This window comes from Brucella pseudogrignonensis (assembly GCF_032190615.1).
GTDB classification, from domain to species: domain Bacteria; phylum Pseudomonadota; class Alphaproteobacteria; order Rhizobiales; family Rhizobiaceae; genus Brucella; species Brucella pseudogrignonensis_B.
In genome coordinates this window covers 1,922,976-1,940,748 of record NZ_JAVLAT010000001.1, presented here as the reverse complement: position 1 = coordinate 1,940,748, position 17,773 = coordinate 1,922,976, and the positions used below count along the sequence as shown (strand labels likewise).

Below are 17,773 nucleotides of genomic sequence, written 5' to 3'. Positions count from 1 at the left end.
CTAATCAGTTCTTCTTTTCACGATAGACCTGATGGCACGAGCCGCAATTGGCAGCGACCTGCTGGAAAATCGGCTTCAGCGCATCGAGATTCGCAGGCTTTGCAGCGACAGCTGCTGCGGCATCAGCGCGGAATTTTTCGACGTGCTTGACGAAGTCTTCCTTATTGGCCCAGATCTTTGCCGAAGCTTCTGTATCGCCCTGATCGGATTCTGCAGGGAACAACGTGTCGACATCAAACTTCTTCGCGTCGGCATCAATCTTTTCGAGCGCGGCAAGAGCTGCTGCCGCATCGAAAGGCTTCTCACCCTTCACCATTGGTGCAAGTTGCCCGACTGAGCGCCCCATGTCCTTCATGATGGCCTGACGATCAGCAATCACGTCGGCATGCGCCACACCGGCAACCAACAAAGCAACCGAACTCACAGTGAGAAAAAAGGAACGCATGTCATCCTCCACATCTAAAATCAAGCAACACTCATATTGGGTGAAATATCCGATACAATTCGCGCTTTAGCAACCAAATCGACAGACAATCCCAATGATCAAAAGTAATATTCCGCATTTAAAGGGAGTATTACAAATATTACACGAAATTGTGAAAAACATGAATTAAATACTATTGTTTATTTCTTCTGAGTTCCATTCTTAAAATCGAATAATTCTTATCTTGATATTTATATTCATGTTTTATTGAAATTGAACTGGCCGGATCGAATGCATAAGTGTTTACCACGTTGCGGGACAAGCTCTGTATTAACCGCAAAGAAAAACCCCGCTTACGCGGGGTTCTCTCAGATCACGAAGAAACGGCAATTATGCCTTTTCGTAAAGCTCGAGCACGTAATCCCAGTTCACGAGGCTATCAACGAAAGCTTCAAGGTACTTAGGGCGCGCATTGCGGTAATCGATGTAGTAGGAATGCTCCCATACGTCGACGCCGAGGATTGGCGTTGCGCCATGTACCAGCGGGCTTTCGCCGTTTGCGGTCTTCGAGATTTCGAGCTTGCCGTTCTTAACAGACAGCCATGCCCAGCCCGAACCAAACTGACCAGCGCCAGCCGCAATGAAATCTTCGCGGAACTTGTCGTATCCGCCGAGATCGGACTCAACAGCCTTTTCAAGCTTACCTGGCAGCTTCTTGCCGCCGCCGTCTTTTTTCATCCAGTTCCAGAAATGGAGATGGTTGTAGTGCTGACCGGCATTGTTGAAGAGCGCCTGATTCTTACCGAAGCTTTCCTTCACGACCTCTTCAAGGCTTTTGCCTTCAAGGCCGGAACCTTCGAGCAGCTTGTTACCATTGGTAACATAAGCCTGATGGTGTTTGTCGTGGTGGAATTCGAGCGTTTCGCGCGACATGAACGGAGCAAGTGCGTCATAATCGTACGGAAGGGCGGGCAGTTCAAAGGCCATCGGAACTCTCCTCTTGTGTCTTTCAGCTTACCTTGAGCAGCTGACCATGGGCAGTGCGAACACATGCCCTAAAACTTGCGTGCGCAACCTACATAGGCCGCAACGTCGCATGCGGCAATGGCGCATTTTCTAAATTCACCCACCAAATCAATGAATTTTTATTGAAAATGCATGAGGATAGGGTTCACTTTACTTTTTTTGAGATTGATGCACGAACGGAGAAAAATGTTGTCCTACAGTTCTTATGTTTTCGACGCGTATGGCACATTGTTTGATGTGCATTCCGCTGTGCGCAGATATGAGGATAAAGCGGGGCAAGACGGCGCTGCGTTTTCTCTGCTTTGGCGGACAAAACAGCTCGAATATTCATGGACACTGAGCCTGATGGGCGAATATCGGGATTTCTGGAAACTTACAGAAGACGCGCTGGATTTCGCCTTTGCGCGTTATCCGTCAGTCGATAAAGCGCTGCGTAGTGATTTGCTGGAAGCCTATTGGAAGCTTGATTGCTACCCGGAAGTGCCAGCCGCGTTGAAAAGCCTCAAAAGCCGGGGCGCCCGATTAGCTATTCTCTCCAACGGTTCACCCAAAATGCTCGAGGCTGCTGTCAAATCCTCCGCGCTGGATGTGCTGCTTGATGATGTCATCTCCGCTGATAGCGTAAAGCGCTACAAAACATCGCCTTCGGTCTATGAACTTATGACGATGCAATGGCGGCTTTACCCATCAGCAATCTCATTCCAATCATCCAATCGCTGGGATGTTGCAGGAGCTGCACGATTCGGCATGCGCGCCGTATGGATTAACCGATCCAACCAACCGGACGAATATAAGCAGTATCCGCCTGCGCTTATTTTGCCGAGTCTACAGCTACTGGATTGAATATCACTAAAACTTGAATAACCCGCAGGCTGAACAACCGTCTGTTGCGGCTAAAATTGTGTCGCAACGGCAACACGGCATACCTTACGGCGCTTTAGCCATGTTTAGGCCTTATTATAAACGGCGAGAGGCCACATTTATCGGGCGTTTTGCCCGCAACTAAATGTAGTCGAACTCGTTATCACCGCGGAATTCGCGACTATTACAAGGAATAGTCGCACTTCATTAACCCTAACCGTTGTATCTAACACCCCTCCCGTCACCAATCTGGTTTTCATATGCAAACGACCCTTACCCGCCGTTCTTTTCTAACGGCCATGACAGCAACAGCGGCGGCCGGCCTCGCCGGTTGTGCTCAGTTGGGGCAGAATGTTCCAATCGTCGATGTTGATGCCAATGGCAATCCGATTAATCGGACACCACAAGCCAGTGTCGATTCTTCCTATGGAAGCTGGGCATCCATGTATGCAGCTGTTGAAGACAACGGCTATCAGCTCCCTGCTATTCCGATCCAGAAAATGGACAAGCGCTATCTGCGTCAGGTCGTTCAGGATCCGACAGGCGAAATGCCGGGCACCATCGTTGTCGATACAACCAACCGTTTCCTTTATCTGGTACTCGGCAATGGTCAGGCAATGCGCTACGGCGTCGGCATTGGACGCGATGGCTTTGCTTGGTCAGGCCGCGCAGTCATTCAGTATAAGCGCGAATGGCCACGCTGGACACCACCGGATGAGATGGTTGCTCGCCAGCCAGAACTCGAACCATACAGCTCGCGCAATGGCGGTATGGCTCCGGGTCTCAAGAACCCGCTCGGCGCCCGCGCGCTTTATATCTTCAAAGATGGCAAAGACACCATCTACCGCCTGCATGGCAATCCTGAATGGTGGTCAATCGGCAAGGCAGTTTCGTCTGGCTGCGTGCGCCTGTTGAACCAGGACATTATCGACCTTTATAATCGCGTTCCGCCAAAATCGCCTATTCTGGTTATGTAATCTGCATTTTGCGATAATTATTAAAAAAGCCCCGGAAATCCGGGGCTTTTTCTATTCTCATTACGCTATCTATCAGCGTTTGAAACTTCCTAAGATTCCACGCACCAGCGCGCGGCCCAATGATGTGCTCACCGAACGCACGACAGACTTCATCGCCGTTTCGGCTACTGTCTGGCGACCCGAACGGCGTCCCGTTCCGAATGCAGTCCCCATAATTTCACCAAGAATTCCGCCGCCCTGGCCAGATTCCTCTTCTTTGGCGGTTTGCTTTGCATCTGCCGAGGCCTGCGCTTTGCGCGCCAGCATTTCAAAGGCAGAATCCCGGTCCACAGCCTGATCGTATTGACCGGCAACCGGGCTTGCAGCGATAATTCTCGCACGCGCTTCCGCTGACAGAGGCCCAATCTGCGATGATGGAGGGCGGATCAAGGTCCGCTGCACCATCGAAGGCACACCCTTGGCCTGTAAAGTCGAGACCAGCGCTTCACCCGTCGAAAGATTGGTGATCGCCTCATAGGTTTTGAAATCAGGATTTGGGCGGAACGTATCGGCGGCCGTCTTCACTGCGTTTGTTTCGCGTGGCGTGTAAGCGCGAAGCGCGTGCTGAACGCGATTGCCAAGCTGTGCCAACACGGTTTCAGGCACATCAAGCGGATTCTGCGTCACAAAATAAACGCCGACCCCCTTGGATCGGATCAGGCGAACAACCTGCTCAACTCGATCAACAAGTGCTTTCGGTGCCTCGTCAAACAACAAATGCGCTTCGTCAAAGAAGAAGACGAGACGCGGCTTGTCGGGGTCGCCCACTTCAGGCAGTTCCTCGAACAGCTCGGACATAAGCCACAGCAGGAATGTCGAATAAAGGCGCGGACTCATCATCAGCTTGTCAGCGGCAAGCACACTGATCACACCACGGCCATCCGTTGTTGTGCGCATCAGATCAGAAATACGCAATGCTGGCTCACCAAAGAACTTGGTCCCCCCCTGCTGATCAAGAACCAGCAATGAGCGCTGGATAGCACCAACAGAAGCTTTGTTGACGTTACCATATTTTGCCGAAAGCTCCACCGAACGCTCTGCCATTTCTGCGAGGATTGCCTGCAAATCTTTCAGGTCCAGCAGCAGCAAACCTTCTTCATCGGCAAGACGGAAGGCAACATTGAGCACGCCTTCCTGAGCATCCGTCAGGTTCATCAGGCGCGAGAGCAGCAAAGGCCCCATCTCGGAAATGGTAGCGCGAACCGGATGTCCCTTTTCGCCGAAAATATCCCAAAAAATAACAGGCGAAGCACGCAGCTCATAAGGATTGAGTTCAACTTCTTCAGCGCGTTTGGTGAGATTTTCGTTCGCCTCGCCGGGCGCGGCAATGCCGGAAAGATCGCTCTTAATATCAGCACAGAAAACCGGAACACCAGCGGCAGAAAAGCTCTCAGCCAACACCTGCAAAGTAACTGTCTTACCCGTGCCGGTTGCGCCGGTTACAAGCCCATGCCTGTTCCCATATTTCAAAGCCAGATATTCTGGCTGCTGATAGGAATCATCTGGTTTGCGGCTTGCACCAAGAAAAATTGCATCATCGGCGGTCATCAGCCATGTCGCTCCGTAAAAGGTTTGCTTACAATACGATATACCAGCAGCACCGTCGCGCAACAACGATAACGCTTAATTCCGTATCCAGGCTTAATTTCCAGCTTTTGTTAAAGACAGATTCCGCAGATTTTAGCTCAGGAATACTTGCAAAGCGCCCACGACAATGCATATTACGTAAACGTAAGATATTTCGGGAGAGTCTCATGGAAGAACTGATCGCGCGCATCACCTCCAATGTTGGCATTGATGCAGCAACGGCAGAAAAGGCCGTCGGTATGATTTTGGCATTTCTGCAAAAAGAAGGCCCAGCCGATAAGGTTCAGCAACTGCTGGCAGCTTTTCCGGGTGCGGAAGAAGCGATTTCGCAGGTTAAGGGCGGAGGTTTTCTGTCAGGTCTGATGGGCGGCGTGATGGGCCTTGGCTCACAATTGATGAGCGCAGGTCTCGGCATGGGTGAGATATCCGGCGTTGCCAAAGAAACCATCCGTTTCGCCAAGGAAAAAGCTGGCAATGAACCAGTCGATGCCGTAATCGGCTCAATTCCCGGCCTTGGTCAGTTCATCTAGACTTTAATAGCTCAGTAAAAAGCCCCGGTTTCCGGGGCTTTTTCTATTTTTCTTTGATCAGTGTCACACCCACATGCTGTGCGCGTCCAGCGCCCCAGCCATTAAAGGCGGCCCCCGCCCCCAGAAGAGCAAAGAAAATGCCGCAGGCTGCGAAGCTGCCTGTCGCGCTGTGGATTACACCGACAATCAACGGCCCTATGGCGGCAAGCGTATAACCGACACATTGCGCCATTCCTGATAAATGTGCCGCCGTATGCGAATCGGGCGCCCGCAGCACGATGACCATCATGGCAGCGGCAATCAGCCCACCCTGTCCGATGCCCTGGATCGTCGCGAGAGCCCAGAAACTCCATTGCGGCAGGTAAAGGAAACCGATGAGTGGCAAGGCAGCACTCATACAAAGGATAACATTCAAAAGGCTCTGGTTCTTCTGACGCGTAGCAATCGACGGAACGGCCAGACAGGTTATAACCTGCGCCATAATCGAGAAGGAAACCAGGCCACCGGCAGCCGTCGCAGACAGACCCCGTTCCCGTAAGATCGGTGCAAGCCATCCAAAAACGATATAAGCGGTGGATGATTGCAGCCCCATGAACAGCGTTACCTGCCATGCAAGCCTGTCTTTCCAGAGACCTTTTACCTTAAACCCGGAATGCGCCACATTATGATTTACCCGCAAGGCCTGCGGCAGCCAGAGCGCAAACACCAGCGCCGCCGGAATTGCCCAGAAGGCGAGCGCTAAGCTCCATGAATCGCCCAGCATGTGTTCGATGGGGATTGTAAAACCAGCCGCTGCCGCCGCACCACCACACAGCGCCATTGTGTAGAGGCCGGTCATAATGGCGGCCGTCTTTGGAAAGTCGCGCTTGACCAGGCCTGGCAACAGCACATTGCCTGTTGCAATCGCCGCGCCTGCCAGTGCCGCCCCCAGATAAAGTGCAGCTGAACTGCCAATTCCACGCAGAGCCGTGCCGATGGTGAGGACAATGAGCACGAACAACAAAACACGTTCCGCACCAAACCGCTGCGCGAGACGTGGTGCAAAAGGAGCAAAGAGGCCAAGACAAACCACTGGCAGGGTTGTGAGAACACCAGCCCCAACACCAGACATACCCGTCGCTTCAATAATTTCGGGAAGCAGAACGGACACACTTGAGAAAACGGGTCGGAGATTTGCTGCAATCAGAACGAGGCTCAGACCAAGAAGAACACGCAGGGCTCTGCTCTGCCTTTCCGGTTCTGGCGGCTGCGGCACGCTATCAATTTCAGCATCAACGAGTGGAATCTCTGCCGCAGGAGTTGTGTGGCTCATAACGCCTGCACCTTTCATCTCAATCTTATGACATGACAGGCGGTGTACTACATCGTACGGCTGGCGCAAGTGTTTAAACATTGTGATAAATCGCGTTAGAACGCCGTTTGCCGCATTCCGTTAACATTTTTAACGCATGGTGGCTGATGAAATTCCAGACTTCGCAATCGGGTGTAGCATGATCAATCTTTATTGCCTTAACGGAGACCATCTCGAGCGCGTCGAGGTTGAACCTGGAACGCCACTACCCGATAACGTCATCTGGATTGACTTGCTCGCACCCGGCGTCAATGAAGATCACATCGTTGAAGCATGGACCGGCATTTCAATCCCCACCCGCGAAGATATGACGGAGATTGAAGAATCGAGCCGCTTTTACATGGAGAACGGTGCGCAATATCTGACTGTGCCCATTCTTCATGCTGTCGATCTTGATCATCGAGAACTGGCTCCCGTGACGTTTATCATCAACGGGCAGCGCCTCGTGACTGTGCGTTATGCCAATCCCAAATCTGTCAGCATCTATATCACACGCGCGACGAAGCCCGGAAATGGCTTAATTCCCATCAAGTGCTCCGGCCTATCCATCATGCTCGGCATCATTGAGGCGACCACCAATCGGCTGGCAGATATTCTGGAAGGCGTTGCGGGCAAAATCGATGCGGCATCGCACTCGATCTATCGTCGCCAGCCCAAGGCAAGGCCGATGACAACTGAGGATTTCAGAAACATTCTCACACAGATCGGTGGACAGGGAACATTTCTATCGCGCATGCGGGAAAGCCTGGCAGGTGTCAGCCGAATGTTAGTGTATCTCTCTGCAATCAACAGCCCGGTTGCTACCAAGAAAGATACGCGTTCCTGGATCAAATCACTCGAACGCGATGCACAGTCACTCGTTGCCTATGTGGATTTTCTGTCCAACAAGGTCACATTCCTGCTTGATACGATCGTCGGGCTCATTTCGGTCGAGCAGAACGCGATCATCAAGATATTCTCGGTCGCGGCAGTGGGCTTCATGCCTCCGACACTTGTGGCATCCATCTACGGCATGAACTTCTCGTTCATGCCAGAGCTGAACTCCCCATGGGGTTATCCGATGGCACTTGGGCTTATGGTCGCTTCGGCTTTGCTGCCGCTGTTCTATTTCCGCAGGAAGGGGTGGCTGTAGATCACACCGATGCAGCCACAATCTCCCAGTCTTTGCCGTTTATCTTCAAAACATCGCCCACCGGCTTGCCGAAAAGCATAATGGCGACCGGCGAAACGTGGGAAATCTTGCCGTTGGCGGGGTCTGCCTCGTCTTCGCCGACAATAGTCCAAACCCGCATACCGCCATCATCAAGATTTTCCAGCTCGACCGTCATACCAAAGCGCACAACATCGGTGTCTGCCTCTGGCACAGATAGTTCTGCGGTTTCACGACGCGATGTCCAATAACGAAGATCACGCGAAAGACGCGCGATGGCGGAACGTTCGCCCGCGACATTGGCCTCAGCCAGTTCACGTTGCAGACGCGCAAGCTCGTCGTCAATCATCTTCAAACCGTTAGGCGTGACGAGATTGCGATGCGGGCTAATCGGGCGTTCGCCAAGATCGGTTGGGGCGTCGTCCTGTTCTTTTGTGAAAGCTCTGCTCATGATCTGAATGTATGCAGAGCAGCCATTCCTCGCAAGCCCACAAGTTTGAAGACGCTCCAAGAGACGCTTAATCTGTCATTGAAGCATCCTCAGATTTTTTATTGATTGATCAGTCAATCAAAGATAAAATTGAACTCAATAAACCTCAACGCGGATAATGATTATGCCCAAAATCGGGATGGAGCCTCAGCGGCGGCGCGAGCTTATCGATGCGACGATCAAAACAATCGGCCAACGTGGTTCGCTTGATGTCACAGTTGCGCAAATTGCCCATGAAGCAGGCGTTTCGCCTGCGCTTGCGCATCATTATTTTGGTGGCAAAGACAAGCTGATCCTGGCCACAATGCGCCATTTGCTGCGTGAGCTGGGGCACGACTTAAACGCGGCCATCAAGCTTACAGAGACGCCGCACGAACGCATTGCGGCTATTATCGCAGTCAATTTTTCAGCCTCGCAGTTTGCGCAGGAAACGATTGCCGCCTGGCTGACCTTCTATGTTCATGCGCAGCAATCCGAAGATACGAAGCGCCTTTTGCGCATTTATGCGCGCCGACTCCATTCAAATTTCGTCTATGCACTGGAGCAGCTGACCACCCACGAGCGCGCCAGCCGTATTGCTGAGGGTGCAGGTGCGATGATTGACGGGCTTTACATCCGTCACGCGCTTGGTGCAGACGCGCCTGATGCCGCATCGGCGATTGCGCTTATTGAAGATTACATCGCTGTTCAGCTTTCGGCGGAGAGATAAAGATGGAAGCGGATTTCGTTATTATCGGCTCCGGCTCGGCCGGTTCGGCTATGGCCTATCGGCTGTCAGAAGATGGCAGACACTCGGTGATTGTCATCGAATATGGTGGCCCGGATATCGGCCCGCTCATCCAGATGCCTGCCGCCCTTTCCTTCCCCATGAATATGGAAACCTATGACTGGGGCTTTTCGACGGAACCTGAGCCGCATATCGGCGGTCGCAGTCTGGTTACACCACGCGGTAAGGTGGTCGGCGGATCATCGTCCATCAACGGCATGGTTTATGTGCGCGGTCATGCGCGCGATTATGATCACTGGTCGGAAAGTGGTGCACGCGGCTGGTCTTATGCGGACGTATTGCCCTACTTCAAGCGGATGGAAAATTCGCACGGCGGACAGGAAGGCTGGCGCGGCACCAATGGTCCGCTGCATGTGCAGCGCGGTCGCCGCGACAATCCGCTGTTCAAAGCCTTCGTCGATGCCGGAAATCAAGCGGGATTCGAGGTCACCGACGATTATAACGGCGAGAAGCAGGAAGGTTTTGGCCCGATGGAGCAGACGATCCATAATGGACGTCGATGGTCTGCGGCCAATGCCTATCTGAAACCAGCCCTCAAGCGACCCAATGTGAAGCTCGTCAAAGGCTTAGCGCGCAAGATCGTGATGGAAGGCAAGCGCGCAGTCGGCGTTGAAATCGAAGCGGGTCGCAGTTTCTCGACCATCCGCGCACGTCGCGAAGTCATCATCGCTGCATCCTCCATCAATTCACCAAAGCTGCTGATGCTTTCAGGCATTGGCCCGGCTGCGCAGCTGAAAGAACACGGCATTGAGGTCGTGGCCGACCGCCCCGGTGTCGGGCAAAATCTGCAGGACCATCTGGAAGTTTATATCCAGCAAGAATGCACGCAGCCGATCACGCTCTATTCCAAACTCAACATGTTTTCGAAAGCCCGCATTGGCGCGGAATGGCTGTTTTTTAAAACCGGCGACGGCGCAACAAATCATTTTGAATCGGCCGCCTTCGTGCGTTCAAAAGCGGGCGTCGAATATCCAGACATTCAATATCACTTCCTGCCGGTAGCAATCCGGTACGACGGCAAGGCAGCGGCACAGTCACACGGTTTTCAGGCGCATGTCGGGCCAATGCGGTCAAAGTCCCGGGGCAGCGTTACTTTACGCTCGGCCAATCCACGCGAAAAGCCTGTCATACAGTTCAATTACATGTCGCATGAGGATGATTGGGCCGATTTCCGTCATTGCGTGCGGCTGACCCGCGAAATTTTTGGACAAGAAGCATTTGCTGCCTATCGCGGTTCTGAAATCCAGCCCGGCGCGAATGTGCAGTCAGATGATGAAATCGATGATTTCCTTCGTGAACATGTGGAAAGCGCTTTCCATCCTTGCGGAACCTGTAAAATGGGGTCGGTTGACGATCCTATGGCGGTTGTTGACCCGGAATGTCGTGTTATTGGCGTGGAGGGATTGCGGGTCGCGGATTCGTCAATCTTCCCGCGTATAACCAATGGCAACCTCAACGGCCCATCGATCATGACTGGTGAGAAGGCCTCTGATCATATTCTGGGCCGGACTCCACTTGCGCGATCCAATCAGGAACCATGGATCAACCCGCGCTGGGAAATTTCTGACCGCTAATAAATTACGAGGAAAATAAAATGAAAGTCCAACCCAAAGCCTCGCATTTCATCGGCGGCGCATTTGTAGAAGACAAAGCTGGCAAACCGCTTCCAGTGATCTACCCGGCGACAGGCGAAGAAATTGCCAAGCTTTACTCGGCCACACCAGACGTGATCGAGAGCGCCTATGCTGCGGCACTGAAGGCACAAGGCGAATGGGCAGCGCTCAAGCCGGTGGAACGCGGTCGAATACTGCGCCGTACTGCCGAAATCTTGCGTGAGAAGAACAAGAAGCTTTCTAAGCTCGAAACACTTGATACAGGCAAGGCGCTACAGGAAACACTAGTCGCAGATGCCGCATCCGCAGCCGATGCACTCGAATTTTTCGGCGGCGTAATCTCTGGTTTCAATGGCGAATTCGTAGAGCTTGGCGGTTCGTTCGCCTATACGCGCCGCGAAGCGCTCGGCATCTGCGTCGGCATCGGCGCATGGAATTACCCGATCCAGATCGCGGCATGGAAATCCGCCCCGGCACTCGCCATGGGGAATGCGTTTATCTTCAAGCCGTCTGAAAACACGCCGCTTTCAGCATTAGCACTTGCAGAAGCCTATAAGGAGGCTGGACTTCCCGATGGGTTGTTTAACGTCGTTCAGGGTTTTGGCGAGGTGGGTGCAGCGCTCGTTAATCATCGTCTGACGGCGAAGGTTTCGCTCACAGGTTCAGTGCCCACCGGCAAGCGGATCATGTCGCAAGCGGGTGAACACCTTAAGCACGTCACAATGGAACTTGGCGGCAAGTCGCCCATCATCGTCTTTGATGATGCTGATCTCGATAGCGCCATTGGCGGTGCAATGCTCGGCAATTTCTATTCGACCGGTCAGGTCTGCTCGAATGGTACGCGCGTTTTTGTTCACAATAATGTTCGCGAGACATTTGTTGAGCGCCTGATTGAGCGCACACGTAAAATCCGCATTGGTGATCCGCTGGATGAAGCCACCCAGATGGGGCCACTCATTAATGGAGCGCAGCGCGACAAAGTTCTGTCTTATATTGAAAAAGGCAAGGCCGAAGGCGCAACACTTGCTTGCGGCGGTGGCATTCCGAAGCTTCAGGGCTTTGATAAGGGCTGCTTTATCGAGCCTACCATCTTCACCAATGTCACCGATAACATGACAATTGCCCGCGAGGAAATCTTCGGGCCGGTGATGAGTATTCTGGAATTCTCGGACGAGAACGAAGTGATTGCGCGCGCCAACGATACCGAGTTCGGGCTGGCTGCCGGGGTGTTCACCGCCGATATCGCGCGCGGCCATCGTGTCATCAACCAGATCAAGGCAGGAACCTGCTGGATCAATGCTTACAATTTAACACCCGTTGAAGTGCCATTTGGTGGCTACAAGCAGTCGGGCATTGGTCGAGAAAACGGCATCGCTGCCCTCACCCACTATAGCCAGATAAAAACTGTCTATGTCGAAATGGGCAAGGTAGACAGTCCATACTAGAATAGTAATTATAGTTTAAATTCTATATACACCCAAAGTTTTGTAAATTATAATGCAAACTTTGGGTGTACTTATGTTTAACAAATAAAATTTGCTAAAATAGGCTTACCTTAATTAAACTTTACTAATTTATATTATGTATTTATTGAAAATAAATAACTAAAACTAAATATTTCTAATAATATTATTTGAATTATAATTATTTGTATTTTAATCGGCCACATTAACCGTAAGAATACATGCAAAGCATGATTCCATTTCAAACCGAGCCCATATCTACAATGCCTTCATCAAACTGCGATTATAGCGCAATACAGGAAGAACTGTTTTTGTCGACGGATTTGATGGACCCAGAAGCGCGTGAAGCTCTCTGGCAGAACGCACTGCAAGTTTTTTATAAAGACAGATCCTCAAGAGACCTTCCCTTAACAGAGCAACCAACAACCCCAAAGTCACACGTCATTGATACCCTGTTGGTTGGGATGTCATCGTTCCAAGAGCAATATTGTGAGCGAACAACAAATATCATCGCCCAGGGCGGTTTCAATCATTACGTACTTCACGTCATGTTGGGTGGTACGCTTAGGGGGAACTTCAATGGCAATAAAGTCTTTGCGAAACCGGGCGATATTCTGATCTTTGATCTGTCTCAAATCGTATCTGGTTTCACTGAAGCAGGAAACCGGATAACAATCATCATCCCCCGGCATGAACTTGAAAAATTAGTCGGCTGGCGTGATCTCCACGGCACTGTTCTCGAAGCAAAAAATGCCACGACAAAACTGCTTTTCGATTATCTCTCTAGACTAAAAGATGTAACCGATAAGCTTTCACCTACCGAACAGCTTGCTGTGAAAAATGCAATGCTGTTACTCCTAGCATCTGGCATTAATGCTTTAACCGAAAATCATAAACGTGACCCTATTGGCTTCCCAATCCGCAGTCGAATTCTGGGGTATATAGATGATCACATCACAAATCCTGACATGAGCCCGCGGATGATTCAACAGCGATTCCGGGTATCGCGTTCGCACCTCTATCGCACCTTTGAATCAGATGGAGGTATTGCAAAGCTAATTCGTGATAAAAGACTGGATCACGCTTATAGATTTCTCATTGATCGCAAAGACAAACCGTTTTCTCTGAAAGAGATCGCTTATAAATGCGGGTTCCGCACAGGTACGCAATTTGCAAAAGCATTTAAATCTCGGTTTGGCACCAATCCAAAAGAGTTAGAAGCGTTGAAAATAGATGCAGCGACAACTAAAAATGCAGCGCTAACATTGCATGGTCGGCTTTCAACGCAACCCATGCGGTCAGAAAATCATAGAACACATACAATACAACCCAACCGACGCATACAAGACAATAAATATCAGTCCAAAAAAAATGCGCGTTGAAGTAATACAAATGATTTTCGTCAAGCACCATTATTTCAACAGACAACTATAAGCGGCAATGAGACAGACCTCAATTTAGGTCTGTCCCTAAGCCAGCACGTATTATTGTTCAGGAAATCGCGGCGCCTGTTGATACAGCACGCCATATGGCCCCGTCTGAATAAGCAAGTTTTGCACCTCCCGAAGCATTGTTCACATATATAAGGGCGCCCTGCCCATTCGCGCTTGCCGAAGGAAGACTTGCTACAGGATATGATGCAGGGCGAATTGGCCCATCAACATGTAGTCTTGTTTCCGGCCAGATTTGACCCACGGCTACATTTCCTGACGATCTGTCTATTTTCATCGCCTCACGCCAGTTTCCTGCGTCGTCGCCAACTTTTACGCTGAAATTATTATCACCATTCAGACCCATTTCTGCATGACCTGTCCAGCCAGACTGAAACAAGAGGCTCGCGGTATTTGCGGAGGCATTTTTATTGACTTTCACCTGATGACCAGCACCCGCATTGTTAAAGAGGCTGGCTTCAGACGAAATGGTGAAACGATTAATAGTATCAGCTGTTGCATGAATGCCCAGCATTGATAGAGACAGATTGTCAGGAACAGAGCCAGTGGCATTTTCCCAGCTCGCACCGTTAAAAACCAGCAAGCTGCTTTCATCTTCGACGTAAGCAAGCCAGCCTTTACCCCCAGTAATATACGACCAACCACCATCAACAAAAAATGCAATCATATTGTCTTTGCCAGCCCAGGCTCCGGTGGCAGAAGCAGCAACGATATAACGATCGCCTGATATAGGCGTGACGGGTGCACCCGTTTGCACACGCGACTTCACACTCAGATGAACAATTGCATCAAGAAGACGTATTGCCTCGTTATGCGTCACATGCTTTTGCGCCTGGCTTGGCATGATGTAGGGAAGTTTTAGATTGGGTGTCTTTTCCATAAAAAAGCTCCTCGCAGTGATGATGCGAAGAGCTTACTTGTTTTCATGCGGACGGGGATAAGTCAGCTCCCACGATATGTCGAGTATGACCACGGACTAACCAGTAAAGGCACATGATAATTGCCGTCGTCATCTGCGATTGAAAAGCGGATAGGGATCAAATCAAGAAATGGCGGATGAGCTACGTCTGCACCGTTCGCCTCAAAATACTCAGCGACATGAAAGTGTAGCTCATACGTCCCTTCCCGCATTTCACTTCCACTCAGTAAAAGCTCATCGGTGCGGCCATCAAGATTGGTTACAGTGCGCTTGATAAGCTCGGTCTTTCCCAAAGAACCCAACCGATAAAGCTCAAGCCGCATCGCAGCCGCGGGCTTGCCATGGGCCGTATCGAGAACATGTGTGGATAGCTTACCCATGTCACACCTCAGATGTCTGTTGCAGGAACCGGGATCGTTTCAATCCGATATGTTAAATCCGGAAAGAAATACTCCTCAAGATTATCCTCCTTGCCTCCGCGGTCCACAACCAGAAAATCTGATATCTCTTCCAGCGAAACAAGCGGATGATGCCATACATTGCGCCAGTAATTCACGCCCTGATCGCCGCGCGCAAGAAACGCCTGCGGCTTTGCTGGCTTTCCATTATCATCCTCTGCCACAACGATCAGGAACGATCTGCCATGCAACGGGACAAAAGCTTGTGATCCAAAAGGATGGCGTTCCAGCATAGTAATATCAATCGGTGCAGCAAAAGACTGCCCCCGGAAAATATTGATAAGAACGCGTGCATCAGTGCCTTCTGCTTCCACATGAGCAAGATCGTGAAAGCGTTCTGTAGTGCCGTTGTTAATCAGACGCAGCTCAGCGCCCTCCGTCTCAATCACATCTCCAAAAGGCGCAAAGCCGGCTTTCGTAAGCGGTTTAACCTCAAGCACTTCAAACTTCACGCAATCCTCCCGATACCCTTGATGCATCTGAAATAACAAAGCTTTACAGGCCGCGCATTGTCAATCGCGAAGCAGTTTCAACAAAGATACGAAAAAGGCCGGGTGACCTGCCCGATCTTCAAAACACATCAATAGCTTGAGACTATCGGCGCTTGAATAACGCGCTCCTTTTTAAACCCAAATATGGGCGCTGTGCGTACCGTTCCACCAGATTATCATTTGAAGCCTGACCATATTCGTCCTAAGCCGCTTACAGCGGTTCCAGTTAAGACTGGATCGTTGGAACCGCTGTAACTATTTGTTTTTACGCATTATCCGACGCAAAACCGGTTCCCACTTTGCTGGAAATGCTATAATCAATAAAACCAAAGAAGAACGGGTTAATCCATGGCGCTTGATTTTGACGGCAGCTTTGCCCCTGAATACGGGACTCCGGTTGCCGTGAATAAAGGCCTGCTGCGGCTGACCGCGAATAATCCCAGCGCCTTTACCTTTCATGGCACCAATAGTTACATTGTAGGCACCGATACACTGGCGGTTATCGATCCTGGACCAGAAGATGAAGCGCATTATCAGGCATTGCTTGCGGCAATTGCCGGTCGCCCTGTCAGTCATATCTTCGTGAGTCACACGCATCGCGACCACTCGCCTCTCGCAAAGCGATTGAAGGAACAGACGGGCGCGCTCGTTGTCGCCGAAGGTCCGCATCGCCCTGCCCGCCCCTATTACAGCGGCGAGATCAATATGCTGGAAGCGAGCGCCGATATTGATTTTGCGCCCGACCTTGCTCTCGCCGATGGTGCGAAAATCGATGGCGATGGCTGGAGCCTTCGCGGCATACACACGCCCGGGCATGCCGCTAACCACATGGCTTTTGGCCTTGAAGGCACCGGCATTCTTTTTTCAGCCGATCATGTGATGGCATGGGCAACATCCATCATCGCACCACCCGATGGATCTATGAGCGATTATATGACTTCGCTAGAAAAGCTACTGGAGCGCGATGACAGCATATATCTGCCCGGTCATGGCGGCGCTGTCACCAAGCCAGCAGCCTTCGTGCGTGGTTTGCGCGCACATCGGAAAATGCGTGAGCGGGCGATATTGGAGCGTATTGTTCAGGGTGATCGCACCATTCACGACATGGTCAAAGCGATTTATCGCGATACTGACCGGCGCCTGCATGAAGCAGCCGCACTTTCTGTTCTAGCGCATCTGGAGGATCTGGTCAGTCGCGGGGAGATCACCACAGATGGCCATCCATCACTCAACAGCATTTATCAGCCACAATGATTATTCCGCGTCAGCAGGCGCCTTGTTCACTTCACCCTCAAGAGCAGACAAGAAGCTGGTAATAAAGGCAGCATTCAAGCCCATATCCCGCTCGCCATACTGCGAGACCGAGCGCATATCGACATAGGTAGTCTCGCCTTCATCAAGCAGGCGGATAACTACATCACTTTTCAACCCGAGAATTGGGCTATGCGCAACGGCTGTAAAACGTGTTGCATTCTGCTCCTTTAAACGCGTGTCATGGCTTATCCGCGTCCAGCCAAAGGATTTGATTGTGTTTACCACGCCCTGGGTCACCCGATCCGGTGCAGCCTCATAACGGCGCCCGATTAATTCAGGATAGGCTGACATCTGCGCCAACATATCACTCTGCACATTGTCAGTTAATATATTCATATGTGGCAGGCGGGCGGGCATCGTCGGTGGAAACTGTGGCGGCGTCTCAAAATTGGTCGTCAAGTCGTAAAGCGGTGGCGAGCTATACCATTGACTGCCAAGAAAGCAGAGCGGCATCAGAACCAGAAGCGAAAAGACGCTCCCCCAGAACGATCGCGTTCCACCTTTGTCACCGTTTACCCAGAGATTACGCAAGCCTATTGCGGAAAAGAATAATGAGAAAATCGCGAGAGCACTGCCAAGCCCAGCAATGAGAACAAATTCCGGTGTTTCAATCTTCCCAAGCCTGTGCAGAAGAAAACCGAGCGCGGACAGCACAGCTGCAAATAAGCCAAATCTTAATGCCCATATTGCAGAAAGCGACTCTCGGCGCTGGTAGCGAAGTTTTCTCATGCAGGGTCCCAACTGCGTTTGGAATACGTTGATGGATAACAGAGACTGTTCAAGCATAAAACAAAAAGGCCAATTCCACCCTGCGAATTTAGCCAGTTATAAAATTTAGCGGG

The 17,773-nt window shown here is 51.1% G+C and carries 18 protein-coding genes; 9 read left to right on the top strand and 9 right to left on the bottom strand.

Annotation, left to right across the window (positions count from 1 at the left end):
• Positions 1-4: 4 nt before the first annotated feature.
• Positions 5-445, bottom strand: a complete 441-nt coding sequence (locus RI570_RS09370; RefSeq protein ID WP_313828155.1) for a c-type cytochrome — start codon at positions 443-445, stop codon at positions 5-7.
• Between the two features lie 369 nt (positions 446-814).
• On the bottom strand, positions 815-1,411 hold the full coding sequence (locus RI570_RS09365) for a superoxide dismutase (protein WP_313828154.1): 597 nt from the start codon (positions 1,409-1,411) through the stop codon (positions 815-817).
• Between the two features lie 228 nt (positions 1,412-1,639).
• On the opposite strand from RI570_RS09365, the gene RI570_RS09360 reads away from it, so the two are divergent.
• Both RI570_RS09360 and RI570_RS09355 read left to right on the top strand, forming a co-directional pair.
• Positions 1,640-2,293 (top strand): haloacid dehalogenase type II, encoded by a 654-nt coding sequence (locus RI570_RS09360; RefSeq protein ID WP_313828606.1) that lies wholly within the window; start codon positions 1,640-1,642, stop codon positions 2,291-2,293.
• Positions 2,294-2,571: 278 nt separating this feature from the next.
• Positions 2,572-3,288: a L,D-transpeptidase gene (locus tag RI570_RS09355; RefSeq protein ID WP_187545843.1), complete on the top strand. Its 717-nt coding sequence runs from the start codon at positions 2,572-2,574 to the stop codon at positions 3,286-3,288.
• A gap of 72 nt (positions 3,289-3,360) precedes the next feature.
• Here the strand turns inward: RI570_RS09355 and RI570_RS09350 are convergent, their stop codons facing one another.
• A complete protein-coding gene (locus RI570_RS09350; RefSeq protein ID WP_313828152.1) occupies positions 3,361-4,875 on the bottom strand; it encodes a DUF853 domain-containing protein in 1,515 nt (504 codons plus the stop codon).
• Positions 4,876-5,081: 206 nt separating this feature from the next.
• Here RI570_RS09350 and RI570_RS09345 point away from each other — a divergent pair, with 206 nt between their 5' ends.
• Positions 5,082-5,444: a DUF2267 domain-containing protein gene (locus RI570_RS09345; protein ID WP_313828151.1), complete on the top strand. Its 363-nt coding sequence runs from the start codon at positions 5,082-5,084 to the stop codon at positions 5,442-5,444.
• A gap of 43 nt (positions 5,445-5,487) precedes the next feature.
• Here the strand turns inward: RI570_RS09345 and RI570_RS09340 are convergent, their stop codons facing one another.
• Positions 5,488-6,756, bottom strand: coding sequence for a CynX/NimT family MFS transporter (locus tag RI570_RS09340; RefSeq protein WP_313828150.1), 1,269 nt, complete (start codon positions 6,754-6,756; stop codon positions 5,488-5,490).
• A gap of 178 nt (positions 6,757-6,934) precedes the next feature.
• Here RI570_RS09340 and RI570_RS09335 point away from each other — a divergent pair, with 178 nt between their 5' ends.
• A complete protein-coding gene (locus tag RI570_RS09335; RefSeq protein ID WP_313828149.1) occupies positions 6,935-7,927 on the top strand; it encodes a magnesium transporter CorA family protein in 993 nt (330 codons plus the stop codon).
• Position 7,928: 1 nt separating this feature from the next.
• On the opposite strand, the gene RI570_RS09330 is transcribed toward RI570_RS09335, so the two are convergent.
• On the bottom strand, positions 7,929-8,396 hold the full coding sequence (locus RI570_RS09330; protein ID WP_313828148.1) for a GreA/GreB family elongation factor: 468 nt from the start codon (positions 8,394-8,396) through the stop codon (positions 7,929-7,931).
• A 163-nt stretch (positions 8,397-8,559) separates the two neighbouring features.
• Between RI570_RS09330 and betI the strand changes: the two genes are divergently transcribed.
• The 4 genes from betI to RI570_RS09310 all read left to right on the top strand — a co-directional run bounded on the left by betI (position 8,560) and on the right by RI570_RS09310 (position 13,680).
• Positions 8,560-9,144: a transcriptional regulator BetI gene (gene betI, locus RI570_RS09325; RefSeq protein ID WP_313828147.1), complete on the top strand. Its 585-nt coding sequence runs from the start codon at positions 8,560-8,562 to the stop codon at positions 9,142-9,144.
• A 2-nt stretch (positions 9,145-9,146) separates the two neighbouring features.
• Positions 9,147-10,796 (top strand): choline dehydrogenase, encoded by a 1,650-nt coding sequence (gene betA / locus RI570_RS09320; RefSeq protein ID WP_313828146.1) that lies wholly within the window; start codon positions 9,147-9,149, stop codon positions 10,794-10,796.
• A 20-nt stretch (positions 10,797-10,816) separates the two neighbouring features.
• A complete protein-coding gene (gene betB, locus RI570_RS09315) occupies positions 10,817-12,280 on the top strand; it encodes a betaine-aldehyde dehydrogenase (protein ID WP_313828145.1) in 1,464 nt (487 codons plus the stop codon).
• 329 nt (positions 12,281-12,609) lie between these two features.
• Entirely contained in the window at positions 12,610-13,680 is a 1,071-nt protein-coding gene (locus tag RI570_RS09310) for a helix-turn-helix domain-containing protein (protein ID WP_313828144.1), read from the top strand.
• Positions 13,681-13,789: 109 nt separating this feature from the next.
• Here RI570_RS09310 and RI570_RS09305 read toward each other — a convergent pair whose 3' ends face one another.
• The 3 genes from RI570_RS09305 to RI570_RS09295 all read right to left on the bottom strand — a co-directional run bounded on the left by RI570_RS09305 (position 13,790) and on the right by RI570_RS09295 (position 15,605).
• Entirely contained in the window at positions 13,790-14,629 is an 840-nt protein-coding gene (locus tag RI570_RS09305; protein WP_313828143.1) for a DUF2793 domain-containing protein, read from the bottom strand.
• Between the two features lie 62 nt (positions 14,630-14,691).
• Positions 14,692-15,048, bottom strand: coding sequence for a hydroxyisourate hydrolase (gene uraH / locus RI570_RS09300; RefSeq protein ID WP_313828142.1), 357 nt, complete (start codon positions 15,046-15,048; stop codon positions 14,692-14,694).
• Positions 15,049-15,056: 8 nt separating this feature from the next.
• A complete protein-coding gene (locus RI570_RS09295; RefSeq protein WP_409558632.1) occupies positions 15,057-15,605 on the bottom strand; it encodes an ureidoglycolate lyase in 549 nt (182 codons plus the stop codon).
• 360 nt (positions 15,606-15,965) lie between these two features.
• On the opposite strand from RI570_RS09295, the gene RI570_RS09290 reads away from it, so the two are divergent.
• Positions 15,966-16,871: an MBL fold metallo-hydrolase gene (locus tag RI570_RS09290; RefSeq protein ID WP_313828140.1), complete on the top strand. Its 906-nt coding sequence runs from the start codon at positions 15,966-15,968 to the stop codon at positions 16,869-16,871.
• Here RI570_RS09290 and RI570_RS09285 read toward each other — a convergent pair whose 3' ends face one another.
• Positions 16,872-17,660 carry a DUF1499 domain-containing protein gene (locus RI570_RS09285; protein WP_313828138.1) on the bottom strand — a complete coding sequence of 263 codons (789 nt, stop codon included), beginning with the start codon at positions 17,658-17,660 and terminating at the stop codon, positions 16,872-16,874. It lies immediately after the preceding gene.
• Between the last annotated feature and the right edge of the window lie 113 nt (positions 17,661-17,773).

Excerpts from the sequence above, each read along its gene's own strand:
- RI570_RS09370 (WP_313828155.1), bottom strand. The coding sequence starts at position 445 with ATGCGTTCCTTTTTTCTCACTGTGAGTTCGGTTGCTTTGTTGGTTGCC.
- RI570_RS09365 (WP_313828154.1), bottom strand. The coding sequence starts at position 1,411 with ATGGCCTTTGAACTGCCCGCCCTTCCGTACGATTATGACGCACTTGCT.
- RI570_RS09355 (WP_187545843.1), top strand. The coding sequence starts at position 2,572 with ATGCAAACGACCCTTACCCGCCGTTCTTTTCTAACGGCCATGACAGCA.
- RI570_RS09350 (WP_313828152.1), bottom strand. The coding sequence starts at position 4,875 with ATGACCGCCGATGATGCAATTTTTCTTGGTGCAAGCCGCAAACCAGAT.
- RI570_RS09345 (WP_313828151.1), top strand. The coding sequence starts at position 5,082 with ATGGAAGAACTGATCGCGCGCATCACCTCCAATGTTGGCATTGATGCA.
- RI570_RS09340 (WP_313828150.1), bottom strand. The coding sequence starts at position 6,756 with ATGAGCCACACAACTCCTGCGGCAGAGATTCCACTCGTTGATGCTGAA.
- RI570_RS09335 (WP_313828149.1), top strand. The coding sequence starts at position 6,935 with ATGATCAATCTTTATTGCCTTAACGGAGACCATCTCGAGCGCGTCGAG.
- RI570_RS09330 (WP_313828148.1), bottom strand. The coding sequence starts at position 8,396 with ATGAGCAGAGCTTTCACAAAAGAACAGGACGACGCCCCAACCGATCTT.
- betI (WP_313828147.1), top strand. The coding sequence starts at position 8,560 with ATGCCCAAAATCGGGATGGAGCCTCAGCGGCGGCGCGAGCTTATCGAT.
- betA (WP_313828146.1), top strand. The coding sequence starts at position 9,147 with ATGGAAGCGGATTTCGTTATTATCGGCTCCGGCTCGGCCGGTTCGGCT.
- betB (WP_313828145.1), top strand. The coding sequence starts at position 10,817 with ATGAAAGTCCAACCCAAAGCCTCGCATTTCATCGGCGGCGCATTTGTA.
- RI570_RS09305 (WP_313828143.1), bottom strand. The coding sequence starts at position 14,629 with ATGGAAAAGACACCCAATCTAAAACTTCCCTACATCATGCCAAGCCAG.
- uraH (WP_313828142.1), bottom strand. The coding sequence starts at position 15,048 with ATGGGTAAGCTATCCACACATGTTCTCGATACGGCCCATGGCAAGCCC.
- RI570_RS09295 (WP_409558632.1), bottom strand. The coding sequence starts at position 15,605 with ATGCATCAAGGGTATCGGGAGGATTGCGTGAAGTTTGAAGTGCTTGAG.
- RI570_RS09290 (WP_313828140.1), top strand. The coding sequence starts at position 15,966 with ATGGCGCTTGATTTTGACGGCAGCTTTGCCCCTGAATACGGGACTCCG.
- RI570_RS09285 (WP_313828138.1), bottom strand. The coding sequence starts at position 17,660 with ATGAGAAAACTTCGCTACCAGCGCCGAGAGTCGCTTTCTGCAATATGG.